General features: G+C 57.3%; 17 protein-coding genes. 7 read left to right on the top strand and 10 right to left on the bottom strand.

Translation table 11 applies throughout. The features are described from left to right. Positions 1-6 precede the first annotated feature (6 nt). Entirely contained in the window at positions 7-1,305 is a 1,299-nt protein-coding gene (gene bioA, locus SynPROSU1_RS10555; protein ID WP_186570470.1) for an adenosylmethionine--8-amino-7-oxononanoate transaminase, read from the bottom strand. A 22-nt stretch (positions 1,306-1,327) separates the two neighbouring features. Between bioA and SynPROSU1_RS10550 the strand changes: the two genes are divergently transcribed. Further along, positions 1,328-1,612 (top strand): hypothetical protein, encoded by a 285-nt coding sequence (locus SynPROSU1_RS10550; protein WP_186570469.1) that lies wholly within the window; start codon positions 1,328-1,330, stop codon positions 1,610-1,612. Positions 1,613-1,617: 5 nt separating this feature from the next. Here SynPROSU1_RS10550 and SynPROSU1_RS10545 read toward each other — a convergent pair whose 3' ends face one another. From SynPROSU1_RS10545 to SynPROSU1_RS10525, 5 genes are read right to left on the bottom strand one after another with little or no spacing between them, the layout of a single operon-like run. Further along, a complete protein-coding gene (locus tag SynPROSU1_RS10545) occupies positions 1,618-1,773 on the bottom strand; it encodes a hypothetical protein (RefSeq protein WP_186570468.1) in 156 nt (51 codons plus the stop codon). Continuing rightward, positions 1,770-2,429: a dethiobiotin synthase gene (gene bioD / locus SynPROSU1_RS10540; protein WP_186570467.1), complete on the bottom strand. Its 660-nt coding sequence runs from the start codon at positions 2,427-2,429 to the stop codon at positions 1,770-1,772. The genes SynPROSU1_RS10545 and bioD overlap by 4 nt, the downstream gene beginning before the upstream one ends. Beyond that, positions 2,426-3,190, bottom strand: coding sequence for a methyltransferase domain-containing protein (locus tag SynPROSU1_RS10535; protein ID WP_186570466.1), 765 nt, complete (start codon positions 3,188-3,190; stop codon positions 2,426-2,428). Before SynPROSU1_RS10535 ends, bioD begins: the two co-directional genes overlap by 4 nt. After that, complete coding sequence (locus SynPROSU1_RS10530) at positions 3,172-3,861, bottom strand: alpha/beta hydrolase (RefSeq protein ID WP_186570465.1); 690 nt, start codon at positions 3,859-3,861, stop codon at positions 3,172-3,174. Before SynPROSU1_RS10530 ends, SynPROSU1_RS10535 begins: the two co-directional genes overlap by 19 nt. Then, a complete protein-coding gene (locus tag SynPROSU1_RS10525) occupies positions 3,858-5,009 on the bottom strand; it encodes an 8-amino-7-oxononanoate synthase (protein ID WP_186570464.1) in 1,152 nt (383 codons plus the stop codon). Before SynPROSU1_RS10525 ends, SynPROSU1_RS10530 begins: the two co-directional genes overlap by 4 nt. A 54-nt stretch (positions 5,010-5,063) precedes the next feature. Between SynPROSU1_RS10525 and SynPROSU1_RS10520 the strand changes: the two genes are divergently transcribed. Further along, on the top strand, positions 5,064-6,005 hold the full coding sequence (locus tag SynPROSU1_RS10520) for a bile acid:sodium symporter family protein (RefSeq protein ID WP_186570463.1): 942 nt from the start codon (positions 5,064-5,066) through the stop codon (positions 6,003-6,005). Here the strand turns inward: SynPROSU1_RS10520 and SynPROSU1_RS10515 are convergent. Continuing rightward, positions 6,002-6,232, bottom strand: a complete 231-nt coding sequence (locus SynPROSU1_RS10515; RefSeq protein WP_186570462.1) for a hypothetical protein — start codon at positions 6,230-6,232, stop codon at positions 6,002-6,004. The two genes, SynPROSU1_RS10520 and SynPROSU1_RS10515, sit on opposite strands and share 4 nt — an antisense overlap. Positions 6,233-6,478: 246 nt before the next feature. On the opposite strand from SynPROSU1_RS10515, the gene SynPROSU1_RS10505 reads away from it, so the two are divergent. Next, a complete protein-coding gene (locus SynPROSU1_RS10505; RefSeq protein ID WP_186570460.1) occupies positions 6,479-9,253 on the top strand; it encodes an RNA helicase in 2,775 nt (924 codons plus the stop codon). 2 nt (positions 9,254-9,255) lie between these two features. On the opposite strand, the gene SynPROSU1_RS10500 is transcribed toward SynPROSU1_RS10505, so the two are convergent. Continuing rightward, complete coding sequence (locus SynPROSU1_RS10500; protein WP_255444645.1) at positions 9,256-10,689, bottom strand: class II fumarate hydratase; 1,434 nt, start codon at positions 10,687-10,689, stop codon at positions 9,256-9,258. A gap of 50 nt (positions 10,690-10,739) precedes the next feature. Here SynPROSU1_RS10500 and SynPROSU1_RS10495 point away from each other — a divergent pair, with 50 nt between their 5' ends. The 4 genes from SynPROSU1_RS10495 (at position 10,740) to SynPROSU1_RS10480 (ending at position 14,217) form a co-directional block, all read left to right on the top strand. Continuing rightward, a complete protein-coding gene (locus tag SynPROSU1_RS10495; protein ID WP_255444644.1) occupies positions 10,740-11,264 on the top strand; it encodes a DUF1997 domain-containing protein in 525 nt (174 codons plus the stop codon). Next, on the top strand, positions 11,248-12,111 hold the full coding sequence (locus SynPROSU1_RS10490; RefSeq protein ID WP_186570459.1) for a hypothetical protein: 864 nt from the start codon (positions 11,248-11,250) through the stop codon (positions 12,109-12,111). The genes SynPROSU1_RS10495 and SynPROSU1_RS10490 overlap by 17 nt, the downstream gene beginning before the upstream one ends. Before the next feature lie 90 nt (positions 12,112-12,201). Continuing rightward, positions 12,202-12,960 carry an ABC transporter permease gene (locus SynPROSU1_RS10485; protein ID WP_255444643.1) on the top strand — a complete coding sequence of 253 codons (759 nt, stop codon included), beginning with the start codon at positions 12,202-12,204 and terminating at the stop codon, positions 12,958-12,960. A 3-nt stretch (positions 12,961-12,963) separates the two neighbouring features. Further along, positions 12,964-14,217, top strand: a complete 1,254-nt coding sequence (locus SynPROSU1_RS10480) for a sugar ABC transporter (protein WP_255444642.1) — start codon at positions 12,964-12,966, stop codon at positions 14,215-14,217. 28 nt (positions 14,218-14,245) lie between these two features. Here SynPROSU1_RS10480 and SynPROSU1_RS10475 read toward each other — a convergent pair whose 3' ends face one another. Both SynPROSU1_RS10475 and rfbB read right to left on the bottom strand, forming a co-directional pair. Further along, positions 14,246-17,722: a rhamnan synthesis F family protein gene (locus SynPROSU1_RS10475; protein ID WP_255444641.1), complete on the bottom strand. Its 3,477-nt coding sequence runs from the start codon at positions 17,720-17,722 to the stop codon at positions 14,246-14,248. After that, on the bottom strand, positions 17,715-18,857 hold the full coding sequence (rfbB, locus tag SynPROSU1_RS10470; RefSeq protein ID WP_186570457.1) for a dTDP-glucose 4,6-dehydratase: 1,143 nt from the start codon (positions 18,855-18,857) through the stop codon (positions 17,715-17,717). Before rfbB ends, SynPROSU1_RS10475 begins: the two co-directional genes overlap by 8 nt. Positions 18,858-18,870: the final 13 nt, after the last annotated feature.

The following is an 18,870-nucleotide window of genomic DNA, read 5'->3' as shown; positions in this document are numbered from 1 at the left end:
GAGCGCTCAGAGCTGGTCGAGGGCCATCGCGAGGACCGCATAGCACTGTTCCAACTGGGCATCGCTGATGCAGAGCGGCGGCAGGAGGTAGACCACCTGGCCCAGAGGCCGCAGAAAGACGCCGTTCTCCATGGCCAGCCGCTTCAATTTCGGACCCGCCGGGTTCAGGTAGCCGGAGGTCCCATCCACGACGAGATCGAAGCCGGCGACAGTCCCGGTCAGTCGGGGGTGCTGCACCCGCGGATGGCGTGCCAGCCGCTCCAGATGCGGTCGATGCCGTTGTTCGAACTCTTGAAAGGCCGTGGGGTTCTGCTCCAGTAGATCGAGGCTGGCGTTGGCTGCGGCACACCCCAGCGGATTGGCCGTGAAGCTGTGGCCGTGCCAGAGGGTCAAGCAGGGGTCGTCGCCGATGAAGGCTTCGAACACCGCTTCACTGGCCATCGTCACGCCCATTGGTAGACATCCACCCGTCAAGCCCTTGGAGAGGGCCATCAGATCCGGCTTGATTCCTGCACGCCGGCTGGCGAACCAGTCTCCGCAGCGTCCGAAGCCGGTCAGTACCTCGTCGGCGATCAGCAGCGCCCCTGCCTGGCGTGTTCGTGCCTCCACCTGTCGCAGAAACTCGGGCCGCACCATGGCCATCCCGCCGGCTCCCTGCAGCAGTGGCTCCAGAATGACTGCAGCTGTTGGCGTCTCAAGCACGCGCTCAAGCACCTCGAGCGCCGCCGTTTCTTTAGCTTCAACGGCGTCGTCGTCCCACCAGGTGGCTGGCCAAGGAACACGGGCCACGGGGAAGAGTTTGTCTTCGAAGGGCGCGCTGAACAGGTTGCGTTCACCAACGGCCATCGCTCCGAAGGTGTCACCGTGGTAGGCACCGTCGAAGGCGACGATCTGGTGTCGCGGTTGCCCCCGGTTGGCCCACCACTGGCAAGCGATCTTGAGGGCCACTTCCACCGCTGTGGAGCCATTGTCGGAGAAGAACAGGCGTTGCAAACCACAGAGTCCGCTCAGACGTACGGCCAGCTGCTCCGCGGGCTCATGGGTGAAGTCGGCAAAAATCACCTGCTCGAGCCGGGCGGCCTGATCGGCGATGGCCTTGGCCAACACAGGATTGGCATGGCCATGCAGGGTGACCCACCAGCTGCTGATGGCATCGATCAGGGGCTCCCCTTCCTCGCGGATCAGCAGAGCGCCGTCTCCCGAGACCACCCGTTGGGAGCTGGCTGCGCTGGCCATTTGGGTAAAGGGGGGCCACAGATTCGGATGTCGGATTGAACCCATGGCAGCAGCTGCAGCTTTTGCCATATTGATCCTGGAGCTGTTACTGATGTCCTGGATGGCTGCCCCACGCACCCGTCGTCAGTCGAAGCGTTTTGTTGCTCAAAGCAGACCGGAGCCGTCTGCAGTGCGAAGCCCTACGACCCGTCGTCTTGTCGTTCCGGAGGGTGATTGGCAGACGATCCGCAGTGATCTCGAGTTGCGGGGCTGGTCGTCCTCCCAGTTGGACGTGATCCAGGCTGAACTTCGTCAGGGCTGGCCGCTACGGATCGCGGTTCGCCATGCCGCATTGCGGTTGGGAACCTGCCCCAGGGGTTCGAAATCCCTGGGCTGAGCCGCTCAGCGGCAAACATCGCTGTTCTTTTCCGCCTCTGTGGCGATGGCACCGCAGTTCACCCAGCGCACCAGCTGCACTTCGATATCGGTGAACAGCACCAGAATGCCTACGCACAGTGCTGAAACAGCCAGAGTCGCCAGGGTTTGACGTGAAGTCACGGGGAAGTTCGGTTCAGCACCTGTCGGAATGTAGTGCTGAGATCCTGCTCCTGCCAAAGCCGTTCCAGAACTGTTGCTGAGAGGGAGACTTGTGGTGGGAGTTGCGCCAGAACCCGCACATCACCGAACTGTTCCAGTGTGCTGGGATTGTCCCCATGCAGAGGTCCGTTCAGGATCAGGCCCAGCACTGTGAGATTGCGTGATTTCAATGCTTCCAGGCTGAGCAGGGTGTGATTGAGGGTGCCCAGTCCACTCCGGGCGACCAGAACGATCGGCAATTGCCATCGCACGAGTTGATCGATCTGGAGCCAGCTGCGGGTGAGGGGAACCATCAGACCTCCAGCCGTCTCTATCACCAGGGGCCCCTGATGGTCGGGAATCTGGAGCTTGGCCGGGTCGAGAACAGTGGCGTCCAGTTCGGCAGCCCAGTGGGGGGAGACCGGCTCTCGGAAGGCATAGGCCTCGGGCAGCATCCGTTTCGGCGGGAGGTTCAACAGCTGCCGCACCCGTTCGCGGTCACCGCCGCCGTCCAGTCCGCTTTGCACCGGTTTCCAATAGCTGGCCTGAAGCCCCTGCACCAGCCATGCACTCACCACGGTTTTGCCCACGTCCGTGTCGGTCCCGCACACCACCAGGCGACTGACGCTGCCGTTCATCGCTTCACCATCAGGATCAACATCTTCCAGGTCAGGCTGAACCGTGGCGACTGATCTGATGGGGGCCAAGCCCGGAAGACGGCCCTCCACTGACCTGGGGAGAGTTGGCCGCCATTGGTCACGGAAGCACCAATGCTGCTCATCGGTCGCAGCAGCCGTAGCGGATTGGCGGCGTGTTGGCTGAAGCTCAGGCACTGTTCCAGTTGCACCACGCCATCGGGAAGGGCCGCAATCAGTTGCTCCCGCACCGGCATGGTCAAGGCGGTGCAAGCCTGGCCGGCCTCCCGGGCGGCCTGATGCCATTGCGGAAAACTGCCATGAATCGGCACCGCCAAGGCCAGCCAGCCCCGCTCCGGCAGCGCATCCACCCAGGACCGCAGTTGCTGGGCCGGATCCGGCAACCAATGCAGAACGAAGCTGGAAGCCAGCAGTTGCGGTGGCTCAGGCCAGTTCGGCAGCCCGCTGCTCAAGTCATGCCGCAGGGTGTGGGCCCCGTTGGGATGGCTGCTCAACATGGCGGCACTCCCATCGATACGCATCACCTGCTGTTCGGTGTGACACGCTTCGAGTGCTGCGGCGAGATGACCGGTTCCGCTGCCCAGGTCAGCCCAGAGGCCGCGCCGGATCGAGAAGCGTCGGCTGATTTGGGCCAGGCGCCAGGCCATCGCCTGTTGCAGCAGGGTGTCGGCCGCGTAGGTCGGCGCTGCGCGACTGAACCGCTCCAGAACCTGCTCTGAGCGAATCACAGGCCCTCCAGCCATCGCTGCACCATCGAGAGCACCGTTGGCGTGATCAGAGCATGACCCCACTCCGGTTCACGATGGAGGGTCAGCGGTTGATGACCCAGGTCATCGATGAGCCGTTGCGCTGAAGCTGCAGGCACCACAGCATCCCGTTCGCCCTGCACCACCAAAGCTGGAATGTTGCGCGGCCATCCCCTCGGCAGCGTCTGGCAGTGCGCCAGAAGGTCCAGATCCTGCTGGAGACGCTGGCGCCCTAAAACCGTCAGGCCTTGCAGCAGGGGTGTGGGGGGCAGGGCGCTGCGGGGATGGGGGGACGCGCCTTTGTCGAGGAAGCGTTCCAGCATCGGGAGTTCCTGGTCTGTGCCCAGGGCCGCCTGCATCCCCTGCAGAGCAACCGCGACAGCTCGCCCCGCTCGCCCGTCCGGCACAAACGCGCTGAAGCTGCCCAGCAGCACCGCCGCCGTTGCCTGCTCCAGGACGGATTCAGGCAGCAGATGGAGCCCCAGAGAATGAGCGATCAGCACCTTTCGTGCCGGATCCTGGACCCATGCCTTGGGAACGGGCTCCCCTCCGCCATAGCCCTGGTCTGCGGAGTTCCAGGTGGCCCCCCTTTGTTCGAAGCACTTCCGCCAGTGGGACCAAGCGCCGGCGTGACCTGCCCAGCCGTGCATCGCAAGGATCTGCATCATCGAGCGCAGAGGGCTGTGAGCAGTTGCTCCAAGGTGCCGTCCGGCAAGTCCCGCCGCAGCACCAGGCGCAACCGGGCGGTTCCTTCCGGAACCGTTGGTGGTCGGATCGCCACCGACAAAAGACCGGCTTTCTCAAGCCGTTGCTGGAGGTCGAGAGCGTCCTGGTCGTCTCCGATGAGCAAAGGGAGAACGGGGCCGCGCCCTGGTGGTTCCGCCCAGCCCTGTTTCGTCAGGGCTGTCCTCCAGCGTTTGGACCGTTGGCTCAGCTCGGTTCCCCAGGTTGGGTTGGTCTGGATCAAGTGCAGGGCTGCCTGCGCTGCAGCCACCAACGGTGGTGCTAGGGCCGTGGTGTAGCGGAAGGCCCCACTGGTTTGTAGCAGCCGCTCCATCGTGGTGTGATCCCCAGCCAGAAATGCACCTCCGCTGCCGAAGGCCTTGCCGAAGGTCCCGCACACCAAGGCCACAGGCTGTTGAAGTCCATGGCAAAGCCCGCAGCCTCCTGGCCCCAGCACCCCCAGGCCATGGGCTTCGTCCACCAGCAGCTGGGCTCCGTGATGGGCGCATAGGTCGGCGATCCCGTTCAGATCGGGACTGGTTCCTTCCATGCTGAACAGGCTTTCGGTCACCACCAGGGGGGGTGTCGTTGGTTGTGTCGTTGCAGCCTTGAGCCGTTGCAGCCGCTGGTCGAGATCCTTAAGATCATTGTGGGCAAAGCGTTGCAGTCGCGCTCCACTGGTGCGCACGCCGGTCAGCAGCGAGTGGTGAATCAGCCGGTCCACCAACACGGTGGTGTGCCTGTCACTCAGTGCTGTTACTGCGGCGATGTTGGCTTGAAATCCGCTGGGGAACAGCAGCACCCGGTCCCGACCCAGCCAGGCGGCGAGGGCTTCCTCCAGCTCCAGATGGCGTGGCCTGGTGCCGGTGATCAGACGAGATCCACCGGCACCGACCCCATCGGAGGCCATGGCTTCCGTCGCCGCGGCGAGAACATCGGGATGACGGCTGAGGCCGAGGTAGTCGTTGCTGGCTAAATCAAGCAGCTGTTGCCTTCCGGCGGGATCCTGCAGCTGCCAGGGCTCTTGGCCGGAGCTCCAGCTCCGCAAACGGCGGCGGCGCGCTGGAGGGATGGGAGAGGCGTGGTCCCGCATCACAACAGTCTGGAATCCGCCCTGATCAAGGATGGCCGTAGTCCTGTGATCGTCATGACCTGGGAGCGTTTCACGCTGCTGTTTCCGCTTTGGACGTTGCTGGGTGCTCTGCTGGCGCTGCTGTATCCCCCGCTGTTCATCTGGTTCAAGGGGCCTCTGATCGCCCTAGGGCTCGGCGTGATCATGCTGGGCATGGGCGTCGGGCTGACACCGGCTGATTTTCTGCGGGTTGGTCGACGACCCCGTGCCCTGCTGCTGGGGGTGATGGCGCAGTTCCTGGTGATGCCGATCCTCGCTGCTGCTATCGCGGCGGCCCTGCACTTGCCGGCGCCCCTGGCGGTGGGATTGATTCTTGTGGGCTGCTGCCCGGGGGGGACCGCTAGCAATGTGGTGGCTTTGATCGGCCGTGGTGATGTGGCGCTTTCGGTGGTCATGACCACGATCAGCACCCTGGCGGCGGTGGTTTTGACCCCGCGGCTCACGCAGGTGTTGGCCAGCCAGTATGTGCCGGTGGACGGTTGGGCCCTTTTCCTGGCCGTGCTTCAGGTGGTGCTGCTGCCCGTCACCGTTGGGGTGGTGCTTAAGCGTGGTCTGCCCAGAGTGGCCCAACGGATTGAGCCGGTGATGCCTCCCCTGGCGGTGATGGCCATCGTGATGATCGTCTCCAGCATCGTCGGCAGCCAGACGGCTGTGCTGCGTCAGCAGGGGCCCGTGCTGATCCTGGCTTGCCTGTTGCTGCATGGCGGCGGCTTCCTGCTCGGCTGGCTGATTCCCCGGCTGGCGGGGCAGAGCGTGGAAGCCCAGCGGACCATCAGCATCGAGGTGGGCATGCAGAACTCAGGATTGGCAGTCGTGCTCGCCCGCAGTGGCGGGTTCGCCAGTCCCCTCACGGCGTTGCCGGGCGCCATTTCTGCCGTCATTCACTGCTTGATCGGCAGTGCTCTAGCAGCTTTCTGGCGGCGCCGCCCCACCCCTTCGCTGCCTCAGCAGTTCTAGGTCGAGACCCCATCGTGGAGTTCGAACAGCAGCCGGGCGGCGAGTCCACGGGAGATGCGTCGTGCAACGAGCAGATCACAGATCCAGGTGAACAGCGGAGGGGCATCTGTGGTGGATGCCAGGCGCCGTTCGAGGGCCTTCAGCTCTCGAACGTTTTGGCAGCCCCGCAGGGCATCGATCAGCGTGTCTTCAGCTGGCCGCGGCTTGGTGAGCTGAGTAGTGGTCACGGGGAGGTGCTTTCGTTCTCCTCTGTCATGGCACTGGCGGAGTGCCTCTGTCACCCTCGCGAATCTTGCTGTTCTGGCACAAAAAAAGCCTCGGTGGGCTCACCAAGGCTCGATGCATTCTCTTCAACATTTTTCATGATTTGGCTTGATTCCGTCAAAGGATGTCGGCACATCTGATTGATGGCATTGGCGTGGCTTATCGCTCGCTTGAAGGAACGGCTCAATAGGCCTCCTTAAGATCGTTCAATGAACCAATCGACACCGGCTACGCCCCCTCAAGAGCCCGATGTCGATCCCTGTGCCCCACTGAATCCCTCAGAGATCTTTCCCTTCCCGCTGGATGATTTCCAGCTGGAGGCCATGGATGCCCTGAACCAGGGGCACTCAGTTGTGGTGAGTGCACCAACTGGATCAGGCAAAACGCTGATCGGGGAATACGCCATTTATCGCGCCCTTTCCCATGGCCAGAAGGTCTTTTACACAACACCGCTGAAGGCCCTTTCCAATCAAAAACTGCGGGATTTCCGAGATCAGTTCGGCGTTGAGAACGTGGGGCTGATGACTGGTGACCTCAGCGTGAATCGCGAGGCTTCCATCGTGGTGATGACCACGGAGATCTTTCGCAACATGCTCTACGCCGAGGCGGATGAGCACGATGATCCAATTGCCGATGTGGAAGCGGTGGTGCTCGATGAGTGCCATTACATGAATGATTCCCAGCGCGGCACGGTCTGGGAGGAGTCGATCATCCACTGCCCTCCGACGGTGCAGCTCGTTGCTCTCTCCGCCACGGTGGCGAATGCTGGGCAGCTGACCGACTGGATTGAGAAGGTCCATGGCCCGTCAACCCTGGTGATGAGTGATCACCGGCCGGTTCCTCTTCAATTCAGTTTCTGCAGCGCCAAGGGATTGCACCCATTGCTGAATGATGCAGGTACGGGGTTACATCCCAACTGCAAGGTCTGGCGGGCGCCCAAGGGGAACAAGCGCAAGGGACGTTCCCAGAAACCACCGCAACCGGAACCACCGCCGATCAGCTTTGTTGTGGCCCAGATGGCCGAGCGGCAGATGCTCCCAGCCATCTATTTCATCTTCAGCCGACGGGGATGTGACAAGGCGGTTCGGGATCTCGGTGTGCAGTGCTTGGTCACCCAGCAGGAGCAGGCGCGGATCAAGGAGCGATTGAAGGCCTATAGCAACGACAACCCCGAGGCGGTCAGGGATGGAATTCACGCGGATGCTCTCCTGCGGGGCATCGCTGCCCACCACGCCGGTGTGCTGCCCGCCTGGAAGGAATTGATCGAGGAGCTGTTTCAGCAGGGGCTGGTGAAAGTGGTCTTCGCAACGGAGACCCTTGCGGCCGGCATCAATATGCCCGCTCGCAGCACGGTGATCGCTTCCATGTCCAAGCGAACCGAACGTGGGCATCGCCCGCTGATGGGCAGTGAGTTCCTGCAGATGGCCGGTCGTGCCGGGCGCCGTGGTCTCGATTCCCAGGGCTATGTCGTCACGGTGCAGAGCCGTTTTGAGGGCGTTCGTGAAGCTGGACAGCTGGCGACGAGTCCTGCCGACCCCCTGGTGAGCCAGTTCACCCCCAGTTACGGCATGGTTTTAAACCTGCTCCAGCGCCACGATCTGGCCAAGGCCAGGGAGCTCGTGGAACGCAGTTTTGGCCGCTACCTGGCGGGGCTCGACCTCGTGGAGGACGAGGAAAATCTGTCGCAACTGCGTTTGCAGCTCAGCCAGCTGGAGGGTGTTGCTGGCGATATCCCCTGGGAGGACTTCGAGGACTACGAGAAAATGCGTGGCCGGCTCCGCGAAGAGCGGCGCTTGCTTCGCATCCTTCAGCAGCAGGCTGAGGAGACCCTGGCCAATGAGCTGACGATGGCTCTGCAGTTCGCCAGCACCGGCACATTGGTCAGTTTGAAGTCGCCACAGCTACGAGGGCGCGTCGCGCCAGCGGTGATTGTCGAGAAGGTGAAGGGTCCCGGCCAGTTCCCGCTGCTGCTCTGTCTGACCGATGAGAACGTCTGGGTGCTGCTTCCCTGTCAGGCGGTGGTGAGCATCCATGCAGAGCTCAGTTGTCTTCAAGTGGATGGGCTGGAGGCACCGGAGTTGACCCGTTCCGGCGAGTTGCGCCATGGCGATCAGGCCAGTGGTGGGCTGGCCTTGGCGGTGGCCCACATGGCTCGGCGCCATGACATGACCACCCCGCAATATGACCTGGCTGGAGAAGTGTTGACCCAAGCAAGGCTGGTGCGGGATCTAGAGCAGGAGCAGGAGCAACATCCAGCGCATCGCTGGGGGGATCGCAAGCAGCTCAAGAAGCACCGCCGCCGCATGGAGGACCTGGAGCTAGAGATCGCTGAACGTCAGCAGGTGCTGCATCAACGGGCCAACCGTCATTGGGAGACCTTCCTGGCCCTGATGGACATCCTGCAGCAGTTCGGATGTCTCGATGAGCTGGATCCCACGGAGATTGGCCGCACCGTTGCCGCGTTGCGGGGCGACAACGAGCTGTGGCTGGGGTTGGCTCTGATGAGTGGGCATCTGGATGACCTCACTCCCCCGGACCTGGCGGCGGTGTTTGAGGCGATTAGTACGGAGGTCAACCGCCCTGACCTTTGGAGTGGCTTTCCGCCGCCACCTGCCGCAGAGGAGGCCCTCCAGGATCTGACGGGTCTTCGTCGCGAGTTGCTGCGGGCTCAGGAACGTGCCGGTGTCGTGGTGCCGGCCTGGTGGGAACCCGAGCTCATGGGATTGGTGGATGCTTGGGCGCGGGGAACATCCTGGTCCGATCTGATTGCCAACACGTCATTGGACGAGGGCGATGTGGTGCGAATCATGCGCCGCACCGTGGATCTTCTGGCCCAGGTGCCCTATTGCGAGGCCATCAGCGAGCAGCTGCGCAGCCATGCTCGCCAGGCTCTGAAAGCCATCAATCGCTTCCCGGTGGCTGAGGCTGAGGATTTGGCTCCAGCCACCGCTGCTCTCAACCCGGCAACCGAGCGGGCGGCCTGATCTCAGGCTTCAGGAGCGGCCATGGCGCCGGGATCCACCTGTCGATCGAAGTCCGCTTCCGTGATATGGCCAAGCTCCAGGGCTGCCTGCTTCAGTGTTAGGCCACGGTGGTGGGCATGCTGCGCGATGGCGCTGGCTTTCTCGTAACCAATGCTTGGGGTCAAGGCGGTGACCAGCATCAGAGAGCGGTCGACGAACCCTTGAATCTGCTCCAGATCCGGCTCCAATCCCTCCACCAGGTTCTGGCGGAAGCTGGTCATGGCGTCCTTGAGCATCCGAATCGACTGCAGCAGGTTGTATCCGATCAGGGGTTTGTACACATTCATCTGCAAATGCCCTCCTGCGCCGGCAGCCGCAACGGCGCCATCGAGTCCGATCACCTGGGTGCAGACCATGGCCATGGCCTCGCATTGGGTGGGATTGATTTTCCCGGGCATGATCGAACTTCCCGGTTCATTGGCCGGCAGCCGCAGCTCCCCTAATCCCGCTCGGGGGCCGCATCCAAGCAGACGAATGTCGTTGGAGATGCGGAGCAGGGCCACGGCCAGAAGACGCAGCTGACCCATCGCATGGACGAGGGCGTCATGGCCGGCCATGACGGCGAACAGATTCGCCGCAGGACGAACCTGGACTCCAGCGACCCGGCTCAGCTCGTCAGCCACGGCAAGGCGGAAGCCGGGAGGGGTGTTCAGCCCCGTGCCCACTGCTGTACCTCCAAGGGGGAGGTCGCCCAGGCTGTTCAGGCATTCCTCAAGCCAGCCCTGGGATTGTTTGAGTTGATCCCGCCATGCGGCGACTTCATCGCCAAGACGTAGAGGAACCGCGTCCTGTAAGTGGGTGCGGCCGATCTTGACGATCGGCATCCAGGCCTGACCTTTGGCATCGAAGGCATTCGCCAGGGCATCGAGGGCCGGGAGCAGAGCCTCCTTCAGTTGCTTGGCCGCGGCGACATGGATGGCAGCGGGGAACACATCATTGGTGGATTGCGACCGATTGACGTGGTCATTGGGATGAACCGGCCGGTGACTGCCGAGGGGAGTGCCCGATGCCTGGGAGGCCAGATTGCTGATCACCTCGTTGATGTTCATGTTGGTCTGGGTCCCGCTTCCGGTTTGCCAGACCCGAAGCGGGAACTGATCGTTGTGCTGGCCGTCGGCAATGGCATCGGCCGCTTTGCAGATCAGCTCAACCTGTTGATGGCTCAGAAGTTCATGCTGACCATTCACCGTGGCGCAGGAGCGCTTGATCCAGGCCAGGGCTTGGATGATTTCGAGGGGGATCCGTTCATTGCTGATCGCGAAGTTCTGGAGCGACCGCTGGGTCTGGGCCCCCCAGAGCGCCGCTGACGCCACTTCAATGCCACCCAGGCTGTCGGTTTCAATCCTGAACGGCTGCGTCATCGGGATCTTGGCGCGATCGGGCGTTGCATCGATCATCTGTGATCACCTTCCGTTGGACGTGCCATCGTTCCGCTTCAACTGTTTCGGTGGTTCCGGTGCAGGTTCACCGCTCCCATGGCATCGCGCTGCAGCTGCCCCATGCGTCCCAGGCTCAGCTCCGGGAGTATCTGTCGAAGCCTGGGCGTCCCATGAAGGCTCTGTTGAACCGGAAAAAAGTCCAGCAGATGGATGACGACCGTTTTCTCTATGCCTCACGGCCTTATCAATTACTGAGTTTTCAGCTGCAGCCCGAGGTGATCTTCCAATCCTCTTGGAATGGTGATGAACTCACCATTGTGTTTGAACACTGCACGATTCATGGGCTGGGGCAGTTGCAGAATCTGGTGCAGTTTCAGTGCCAAGCATGGATCCGCCCAGAGTCGGAACGCCTCATGGCGAAGGCTGATCTCAGCCTTGAACTGTCTCCGGGCGGAGCAGGGGCACTTTTACCGAAGCCGCTGATTCGTCGCACGGGGCGCCTGGCTCTGGACTTGGTGACGGATCGCCTGGAAAAGCGATGTCGCACCGGGCTGCTCAAAGGAGCTCAGGATTGGGTTGCACGTCACCCTTAAACCTGCTTCATTTCGCGGTGGTATCGTCACGGCCTTGCAAGTTTCTCCGGCTGGTGTTGTGTTGAATTCGACGGGTTCTGCCATGTCGGTGTTGACATTTCGGAATTTCTCTCTTCGCTGCAACAAATCGGACCCCAGTATTTCTTTCCAGATTCCTTGGAACTGGGATCTTGAGCATGGAAGAAAAATCGCCGTGATTACAACCAGTTCATTTTTGCGTTATCAGTTAATCGCAGCCCTTGCAGGCCTTGTTCCTCCAGTTTCCGGTGAGATCCTTGGTGGTGGTGTAATCGGTTGGCCTGTTGGTGGTGAAGGAGGGTTGGATAGCAAACTAAGAATCTCTCATGCATTCAACTTTCTCTCAACAGTTTATAGCGATTGTCTAGAAAAATCTCGTGTCACTTTGGATGAATTCTGGGGGCTATTGTCAGATATGAACATTTATCCAGGGCTAATTATCAAAGAGCTTTCGAGGGATCAAAAAGACTTCTTCTTTTTATCCGTGTCTGTCCTCTTTTCGTTTGATTGCTATTTAATCTCCAAGACAAAGTTTTTAATGTCCAGGGCTGCCAAGCCGCTTCGAGCGCTGTTGCAGAGGCAGCTCGAGGGGAAGACTCTTTTGACAACGTCGACAAACAGTCGGTTTCGTCGCGAATTCTGTACTGATGGACTTGTGCTGGGATCCTTTGGCGAAATTCTGTTTGCGGGCGGACTTTCAGACGCAATCCAGTGGTCCGATCAGAATCTTGAGAAATCAGACATGTCAGAGTCAGATGATGAGCAACTTGAGTTGGGTATGGATTTACGTAATTCGGAATCTTCCGATGACCAAGCTGATGATTTCTGAGGAGTGCTATCAATAATGAGGTTTTTAAAACGACTTCTAGCTGCCATCCGTCGTCAGGTTGCTGTTGTTTTGGCAATTTCGGACTATGACATGGATCGCAAATCCACACAGAGTTCGATCGGCAATTGGCAAGGGGTTATTGAGCCAATGAATATGATGTTGTTCTTCATCGCTATGCGGGTAGGTTTTAGTTATCTGAGGGGGACGAACAGATTTGCGGCAGGTGGCTCAACAGATATGTACTTTAACATTGTTGTTTTTATTGTATCTGGATTCTCTCTCGCTTTTCTATTTAGAAACGTGGCGATGAAGGCTCTTTCTGGCTTGAAATTAAGGGCCCCGCTTTATTATCCTCGCGTGAAGCCATTGGATATTTTAATGGCTATATCTATTAATGATTTTAGGGCTCTTGCAACTCTTTCTTTAGCGGGAATTGGCATTGTTTGGTTGGCTACCTGGAGCTTCAGGCTGGACAGTCCTGGCTTGGCGATAAGTGTTTATGTCTTTACCATTGTTATGGCGATGGGATTCGGGTTGTGCGTTGTCTTTTTATCGGGAGTAAATAAGTATATCGCCAAAGTTATTAAACGTCTCCTTAATAGGACTATTATTTTTACATCGGGGGTATTTTTTGCGACCTTTGAGTTGCCTGAATACACACGTCCGTTCGTGACCTGGAATCCAATCCTTCACGCGGTGGAGCTTTTCAGGTACTCAATGAACAACGATTATCCAATTCCAGATATTTCTCTTGGGTATTTGATCTCATGTTCTATGCTCCTTATTGGTTTTTCCTTGATTCTCTACCGGACAAACGAGTCACTACTCCTTGAGGCTAATGACGACTAGCTCTTGCTCGCTGTCCAGTCGCTTGTCTTTATTTATTTTTTAGTCATGCCTGAATCAATTCCCCCCTCCAGCAGCTCCTCAACTCCTCTCCAGAAGGAATCTCCGTCGTCGTTCCGAATCCCCAAGTCTCTGGCACCAGATCAGTCGAGGCCACTCTGGCGCGAGCAATTAAACAGGATTGCCAGGCCGCGGGTTCTGATCTCAGCATTTTTAGCAACATCAGCTTTTTACTGTTTTGTGATCGGGCGGGATCGATACACGACTGTCTCTGAATTTGTTATTCAACAGGCAGCACCTCTCAATACATCATCTGCTTCGGTTTTGGCGGGAGCAGCGGCTGCTCCCCAGGTGTTGACCTCGCTTGTGGATGGTCAGTATCTCCAGGTCTATCTCGCTTCGTCTGATGTCAAGACTCGCCTCTTCCCAGATGCGAAGAAGCTCGAGCAGGATTACCGCCCTGTGCTCCCTGATCTTCGGGCTGGCTTGCCAGCTGATAGTTCTTCTCCTGCACAGCTTTCCTTCTACAGAAAGCAGTTGTCTGTGGCCCCTCAGCCCTTAAGCGGGTCTGTGATTCTCACCACATCTGGATTTAATCCTGAGCAGTCTTTCAAACTCAACAACGAGTTGCTGAAGCAGTCTCGTCGTTTCGTGAACGAGGTGAATCAATCCATCAATGCTGATCAGAATCAATTCGCAAGAAAAGAGGTCCTTATAGCTGAAGCCAATCTTAAAGAAGCTACTAAAAAGTTTGAACTTTTCCAGGAAAAGCATGGAAATCTCAGTGTTGAGACTGAGCAGGCTGCAACCAGTTCCTTCATCTCTGGCCTTGAATCACAACTTGTTGAATTGAAGGTTGAAGAGGCTGCGTTACGTCGCCAGTACAGAGATCCCAATGCACCGGAAGTCTCATTTGTTGCCGACCAGGTGAAGGAACTGGAAGCTCAAATTCGTAAAGAGAGAGATCGTGCTGTCAGTGAGAATGGTCGAGATTTGAATACTCTTGCCATTGAAGAGACTGGGTTGAGATCGGATGTTGAATTTGCTTCGCAAGCGCTGCAATCAGCACGCCTTGCTGTAGATAACAGTCGTCGCGAGAGCCAACGACAGTTGAAATTTGTGGTTGTTCTCAGCCAACCCCAAATGCCTGTTGCACCTGATCCGAACTGGCGGTGGCAGGCGTTTCTTGCTTCTGTTGGCATTGTTATCGTGGCCTGGGGTGTGGGTGGTTTCCTCCTTAATGCAATGCGAAAGAGTTGAGACTGCGATCACAGCACCATTCGGGGGATCAAGGGCGTATGTCACCACGACCTTTGCTGGCCAAGTAGTAGCCGCAAGCCCGTGCAAAATGGAGCCGACGACGTCGACTCAGGTCATTGTCGCTGATATTTGGATAGAAATCCTTGGCCTTACGATCATTGGCGCAAGCCGTTTCAACCATATTCAGCACCTCTTGTTTAGTGGAAGGCAATCTTTCACCAAGCATTTGGTCATAGAAGTGCCATTCTGTGTTGGCACGTAGAACTGTTTCACGGAAACCGTATTCATGGGAATGACGAACCACTGCTGTTGAGGCATAGGCTTTTTTGTAACCTTTCCTGAGGATTTCACGCGCCCACAATTGATCCTCTCCATACACGACGTCAGGGAGTGGAAGAGTCTTCCAAATAGATTTTCTTAGGCAAGAATTGTTGTCGGAGTAGAAGCGTTCATGGGTTGAGACAACGCCATTGACGCTTTGTCTCCCGGCATCCAGTTCAATCGGTTGGCGATGGCTTCTAAAAATCCAACGGTTGAAGTGCTGGTCAAGGTCATGGGCGGTGAGTTGTCCATGATCGGAATGGGCGATGTGGCAGCCGAAAACACCAGCAACACTCGGATCTTTTCTTAGTGGAGCGATCAGATTCATCAGCCACATGCGATTCGCTGGAATCGCATCCTGGGTAATGAAGGCGACGTAGGTCCCTCGGGCGAGCTCAACCCCGAGGTTGCGTGTGCGCCCATGGCCAAAGTCTTCTTTTCGAATCCTGTGATAGCGGAGCCGCGCGTCCTGAGGCAGTGCATCCAGGCATCCATCGTTTGAGGCACTGTCGATCAACAACACCTCGAAATCCTTATCAAGATCCTGCTCGAGACAGGACTCAACGACGGATTTCAGCATCGTTCCCCCGTTGTAAACGGGAATGACCACGGTGACCAAGGGATTCGAGGGGTTGGAACGCGAAGATCCTGCTGTTGTTGCTGGCAGCGCTTCCTGAATAAAGCTTTCAATTCGCTTGTTGGAGGCATCCCAGTGGAGGTTTGCGGTGGCTGCGCGTCCCGCACTTGCGGTGTTTTCTCTGAACGTTGCATCATTCAACAAGCGACTTAAGGCACATGCCAGGCCAGCTGGTGAGGCTTCGGCCAAGACTGCTGTTCCTGGTTGGTAGGAAAGACGTGTGTGCTCAGCATCGATATCAACAACGGGCAGCCCGCAGGCCATCATTTCATTGGGGACCAAGGAGTAGTTGGTTCCTGAAAGGACGAATCCAATCGTGCATTCGCGATACAGATTGGCCAAGGCACTGGCATCCAGAATTCCTGCGTGTTTGACTTTCACAGGGATGCCAAGGTCTGGTAGATCTTTCTCTCCGAAGGTAATGATTTCAAAATTGTCTCCCAGATCAAACAAAGCCCTCAAGGCGAGAAGTCCCAGTTCGTAGAGTCGTCTAGGCGTGCTGCGTCTCACATAAAAGGCAATTGTGTTACGACTACGCTGCTCCTCTACGTCGTGGTGGTAAACACTGTGATCAACAGCGAGTGGAAAAGACATCGCTGAATTGCCAAAGCTTTCCATCCGTTTTTTCAGCCATGGGCTTGCACAAATGCAGAAGAAATCATTGTGTGATGCGTAGGATTGTTCAGTAAGGATGCTTGAACTTCCTCTTGCAAAAAAGTATGGTTCGTAGTCTTGAACAAAATAGAATCTTTTCTGAAACTTGCGCATTCCAAGAACTGGATAGGTGCTCATTCGGTCAGTCGCGATGACCACGTCTCCACTGACAAGATCCAGGTCGTCCTGGCTGTTGCCCAGCATGAAAACCTGGTCAGTTTTTAGCGGTATGAAGTATTGATCGATGACACGTTTATGCAAATAGCTTAGGCGACTCGGCTTGTCTCCCTTCATTTCGGAATGCACCCAGATCGTGCATTTGTGGCCACAGCGCTCGAGAAAGTCGATTGCTCTGAAAATGGTCATGTGGCCACCGAGACCTGGCGTAAAGTTGGGGATCACCCAGTGAATGTGGAGTGACTGATAATTAATGTTGTTCTGTAGTGACCAGTTGGGCTCAAGCGGTTGGGGTTTGAAGTGGATGACCTTCTCGAAGCCATCGATTTTTAGTTTATTGCGACCTTCGATGACAGATTTGTCGGTGAGGTGCTGTTTTGAAAGGGAATATCCGCAGTAGGTTGTTTGTAGTTTTTGATTGTGTATTTCGGTTGTTGATAGGCCAATGAGTCGTTCGATGCTATGGGCGATTGTTCCATCGATCTGACCCCCTTCTTCATCAAAGTCCTGCCAATCCAGATCCCAGTCGAGAATCGGCTTGAGTAGGTCTGGCTTGCACCAAAACATGGTTCCAGTCGGGAATCGGAACTGACTGTCTCTTTTGATATGACTGAGGTTGAATTGAGTCAGGAAAGAATTGGCTTTTTTGTAGTTGCCATCTTCATGTCCCCAGCATGAATCGTGTTTGATCCCAAGGCTGAGGGCGTAATTTTCAACTGGATAGACGATGCCTGTCTCTGTCGATTGTAGTGCCTTTAGGTTGGTTGCAGTGACGTCTTTGCTGCCAATCAGGTTGTCGAGGCAATGCAGAAACCAGCCACTTAGGGCATTGCTGTGGGGGCTCTTTTTGGAATGCAGCTTGAGAATAAGGTCGTAGTTGAGGATCTGATCCCCGAATCCAACAATGAAAGGTGCGACGTCACGCCCAATATTTTTAAAGTGTCTGACTTCAACTTTTTGGGCATTATTGACCTTTCCAAAGACGTTTTGTAGTGCCTGGGTTGCATCTTTTGTGGTGGAAATAAAGATATCAATTTCGCACGGTATGTTTTCTAGGTAGGCGGCGATTGTCTCCGCAAGTTCCGGGTAAAAGATGTGAAGAAATACGCCAACTTTCTTGGCATGAAGATCTTCTTTCGTTTGATCTATCGCATCTGTGTCTGGCCTTTTGATGTCGGCCATCTTTCGCATGTAGTGGATGTCATCCATTGAATAGCGATTTTCATGGATGCCAAACTTGAAGAAGTGGACCATCGGATTGAGTCCACTCTCTTTGATGTCGGGGTATTTGCTGAAATAATTGTCTGTGTCGAATAGTTCGCTGGGGTCAATTCCATTGTGGCTCCCTGAGGAGCAGTAGTGAAAAATGACGTCACCGATGCTTTGTAGTGCATTCGCTATTTTTGGCTCGAGTTGTGATTTATAATGTTCGATATCAAAGACATAGGCGTAATGCGCTAGTTCTCGAAAGTCGCGAATTATTTGTTTCTCTACTTTGTTGTTTTGCAGCTCTTTGATGTAATCCTGCAGTTCAGGTGAGGTTTTCTTGCGTCTGTTGTCCGGTGGGCTTGAGGGGGCGGGCTGCCCTAGTCGATTCAGGCGCTTTCGCAGTGCCTTGGGCAATATTTTTTGCTCTCCCAGCGCCGACGCAGAGTCTTTGAACAGCTGCCGCGCTGTGTTGGACAGCGCCGATAGCGAGCGTCGTTGTTTAGGCATTCCCCGAATCTGCCTTGGTTTGTGTTTTCATTCCCAGCCTGCTGCCGTCATATCCCGCGCGCTCTCGCACTTTGTCGCACCACTCCTGATGGGACAGGTACCAGCGAACGGTTTCTGCCAAACCTTGTTCCACATTGTGGCGTGGACTCCAGCCCAGCTCGGAGCTGATGCGGCTCGGGTCAATCGCGTAGCGGCGGTCATGGCCTGGACGGTCGGTCACCGGCGTGATCAAATCCGTGTGGGGAGCTGATGCGGGGCAGCTCTGATCCAACTGCTGGCAAATTGCGTGAACGACCTCTTTGTTGGTGCGTTCACCCTGGCCGCCCACGCAGTAACTGCGGCCGGATTCACCCTTGCAGGCTGCGAGAAGCAGGGCATCGACGTGGTCTTCCACGTACAACCAATCCCTCACGTTCATCCCATCGCCGTAGAGAGGGATCGACTCTCCTCCGGCTGCTTTCAAGGTCACCACTGGAATCAGCTTTTCCGGGAACTGCCAGGGGCCGTAGTTGTTGGAGCAGTTGGTCAGCACCACCGGAAGACCGAAGGTGTGGTGCCAGGCCTGAACGAGGTGATCGCTTGCCGCTTTGCTGGCGGAGTAGGGGCTACGTGGGTCATAGGGCGTTGTTTCTGAGAAGCGTCCCTCGGATCCAAGCGAGCCGAACACCTCGTCTGTACTGATGTGGTGCATTCGGAAGGCGTCCCGGCGTTCAGCACGCAAGCCCTCAAAGTGCCCTCGCACTGCCTGCAGCAGGTTGTAGGTGCCGGTGATATTGCTCTCGATGAACACGCCAGGTCCGGAAATGGATCGATCCACGTGGCTTTCGGCCGCCAGGTGCATCACCAGATCCGGGTCGGCCTCCTTCACCGCCGCCTCCACGGCAGCTGCATCGCTCAGATCCACCTGCTGGAGCCTGTGCCGATCTGTCGCTGCGTCGCCCAGCTCGTGCAGCACCTCCTCAATTGACGACAGGTCGCTGGCGTATCCCATCTTGTCCAGATTGAACACGGTTACCGTGCTCTCCCGCAGCAGCCTGCGGATCACGGCACCTCCGATGAACCCGGCACCTCCAGTGACCAGAACTCTGCGGCGATCTCCCAGCAGGTCAGAGGCGGAGGGCATGGAAGAAACCATTGGTCAGGGTTGG

The organism is Synechococcus sp. PROS-U-1 (assembly GCF_014279755.1).
Taxonomy (GTDB): domain Bacteria; phylum Cyanobacteriota; class Cyanobacteriia; order PCC-6307; family Cyanobiaceae; genus Parasynechococcus.
The sequence above is the reverse complement of the archived record's forward strand: the minus strand, read 5'-3'. Positions and strand labels throughout refer to the sequence as shown.

Coding starts and splice junctions, on each gene's coding strand:
- SynPROSU1_RS10475 (WP_255444641.1), bottom strand. CDS start 17,722: ATGCCTAAACAACGACGCTCGCTATCGGCGCTGTCCAACACAGCGCGG.
- SynPROSU1_RS10530 (WP_186570465.1), bottom strand. CDS start 3,861: ATGATGCAGATCCTTGCGATGCACGGCTGGGCAGGTCACGCCGGCGCT.
- SynPROSU1_RS10505 (WP_186570460.1), top strand. CDS start 6,479: ATGAACCAATCGACACCGGCTACGCCCCCTCAAGAGCCCGATGTCGAT.
- rfbB (WP_186570457.1), bottom strand. CDS start 18,857: ATGGTTTCTTCCATGCCCTCCGCCTCTGACCTGCTGGGAGATCGCCGC.
- SynPROSU1_RS10525 (WP_186570464.1), bottom strand. CDS start 5,009: ATGCGGGACCACGCCTCTCCCATCCCTCCAGCGCGCCGCCGCCGTTTG.
- bioD (WP_186570467.1), bottom strand. CDS start 2,429: ATGAACGGCAGCGTCAGTCGCCTGGTGGTGTGCGGGACCGACACGGAC.
- SynPROSU1_RS10535 (WP_186570466.1), bottom strand. CDS start 3,190: ATGGCTGGAGGGCCTGTGATTCGCTCAGAGCAGGTTCTGGAGCGGTTC.
- SynPROSU1_RS10550 (WP_186570469.1), top strand. CDS start 1,328: ATGTCCTGGATGGCTGCCCCACGCACCCGTCGTCAGTCGAAGCGTTTT.
- SynPROSU1_RS10485 (WP_255444643.1), top strand. CDS start 12,202: ATGGATCGCAAATCCACACAGAGTTCGATCGGCAATTGGCAAGGGGTT.
- SynPROSU1_RS10520 (WP_186570463.1), top strand. CDS start 5,064: ATGACCTGGGAGCGTTTCACGCTGCTGTTTCCGCTTTGGACGTTGCTG.
- bioA (WP_186570470.1), bottom strand. CDS start 1,305: ATGGCAAAAGCTGCAGCTGCTGCCATGGGTTCAATCCGACATCCGAAT.
- SynPROSU1_RS10500 (WP_255444645.1), bottom strand. CDS start 10,689: ATGATCGATGCAACGCCCGATCGCGCCAAGATCCCGATGACGCAGCCG.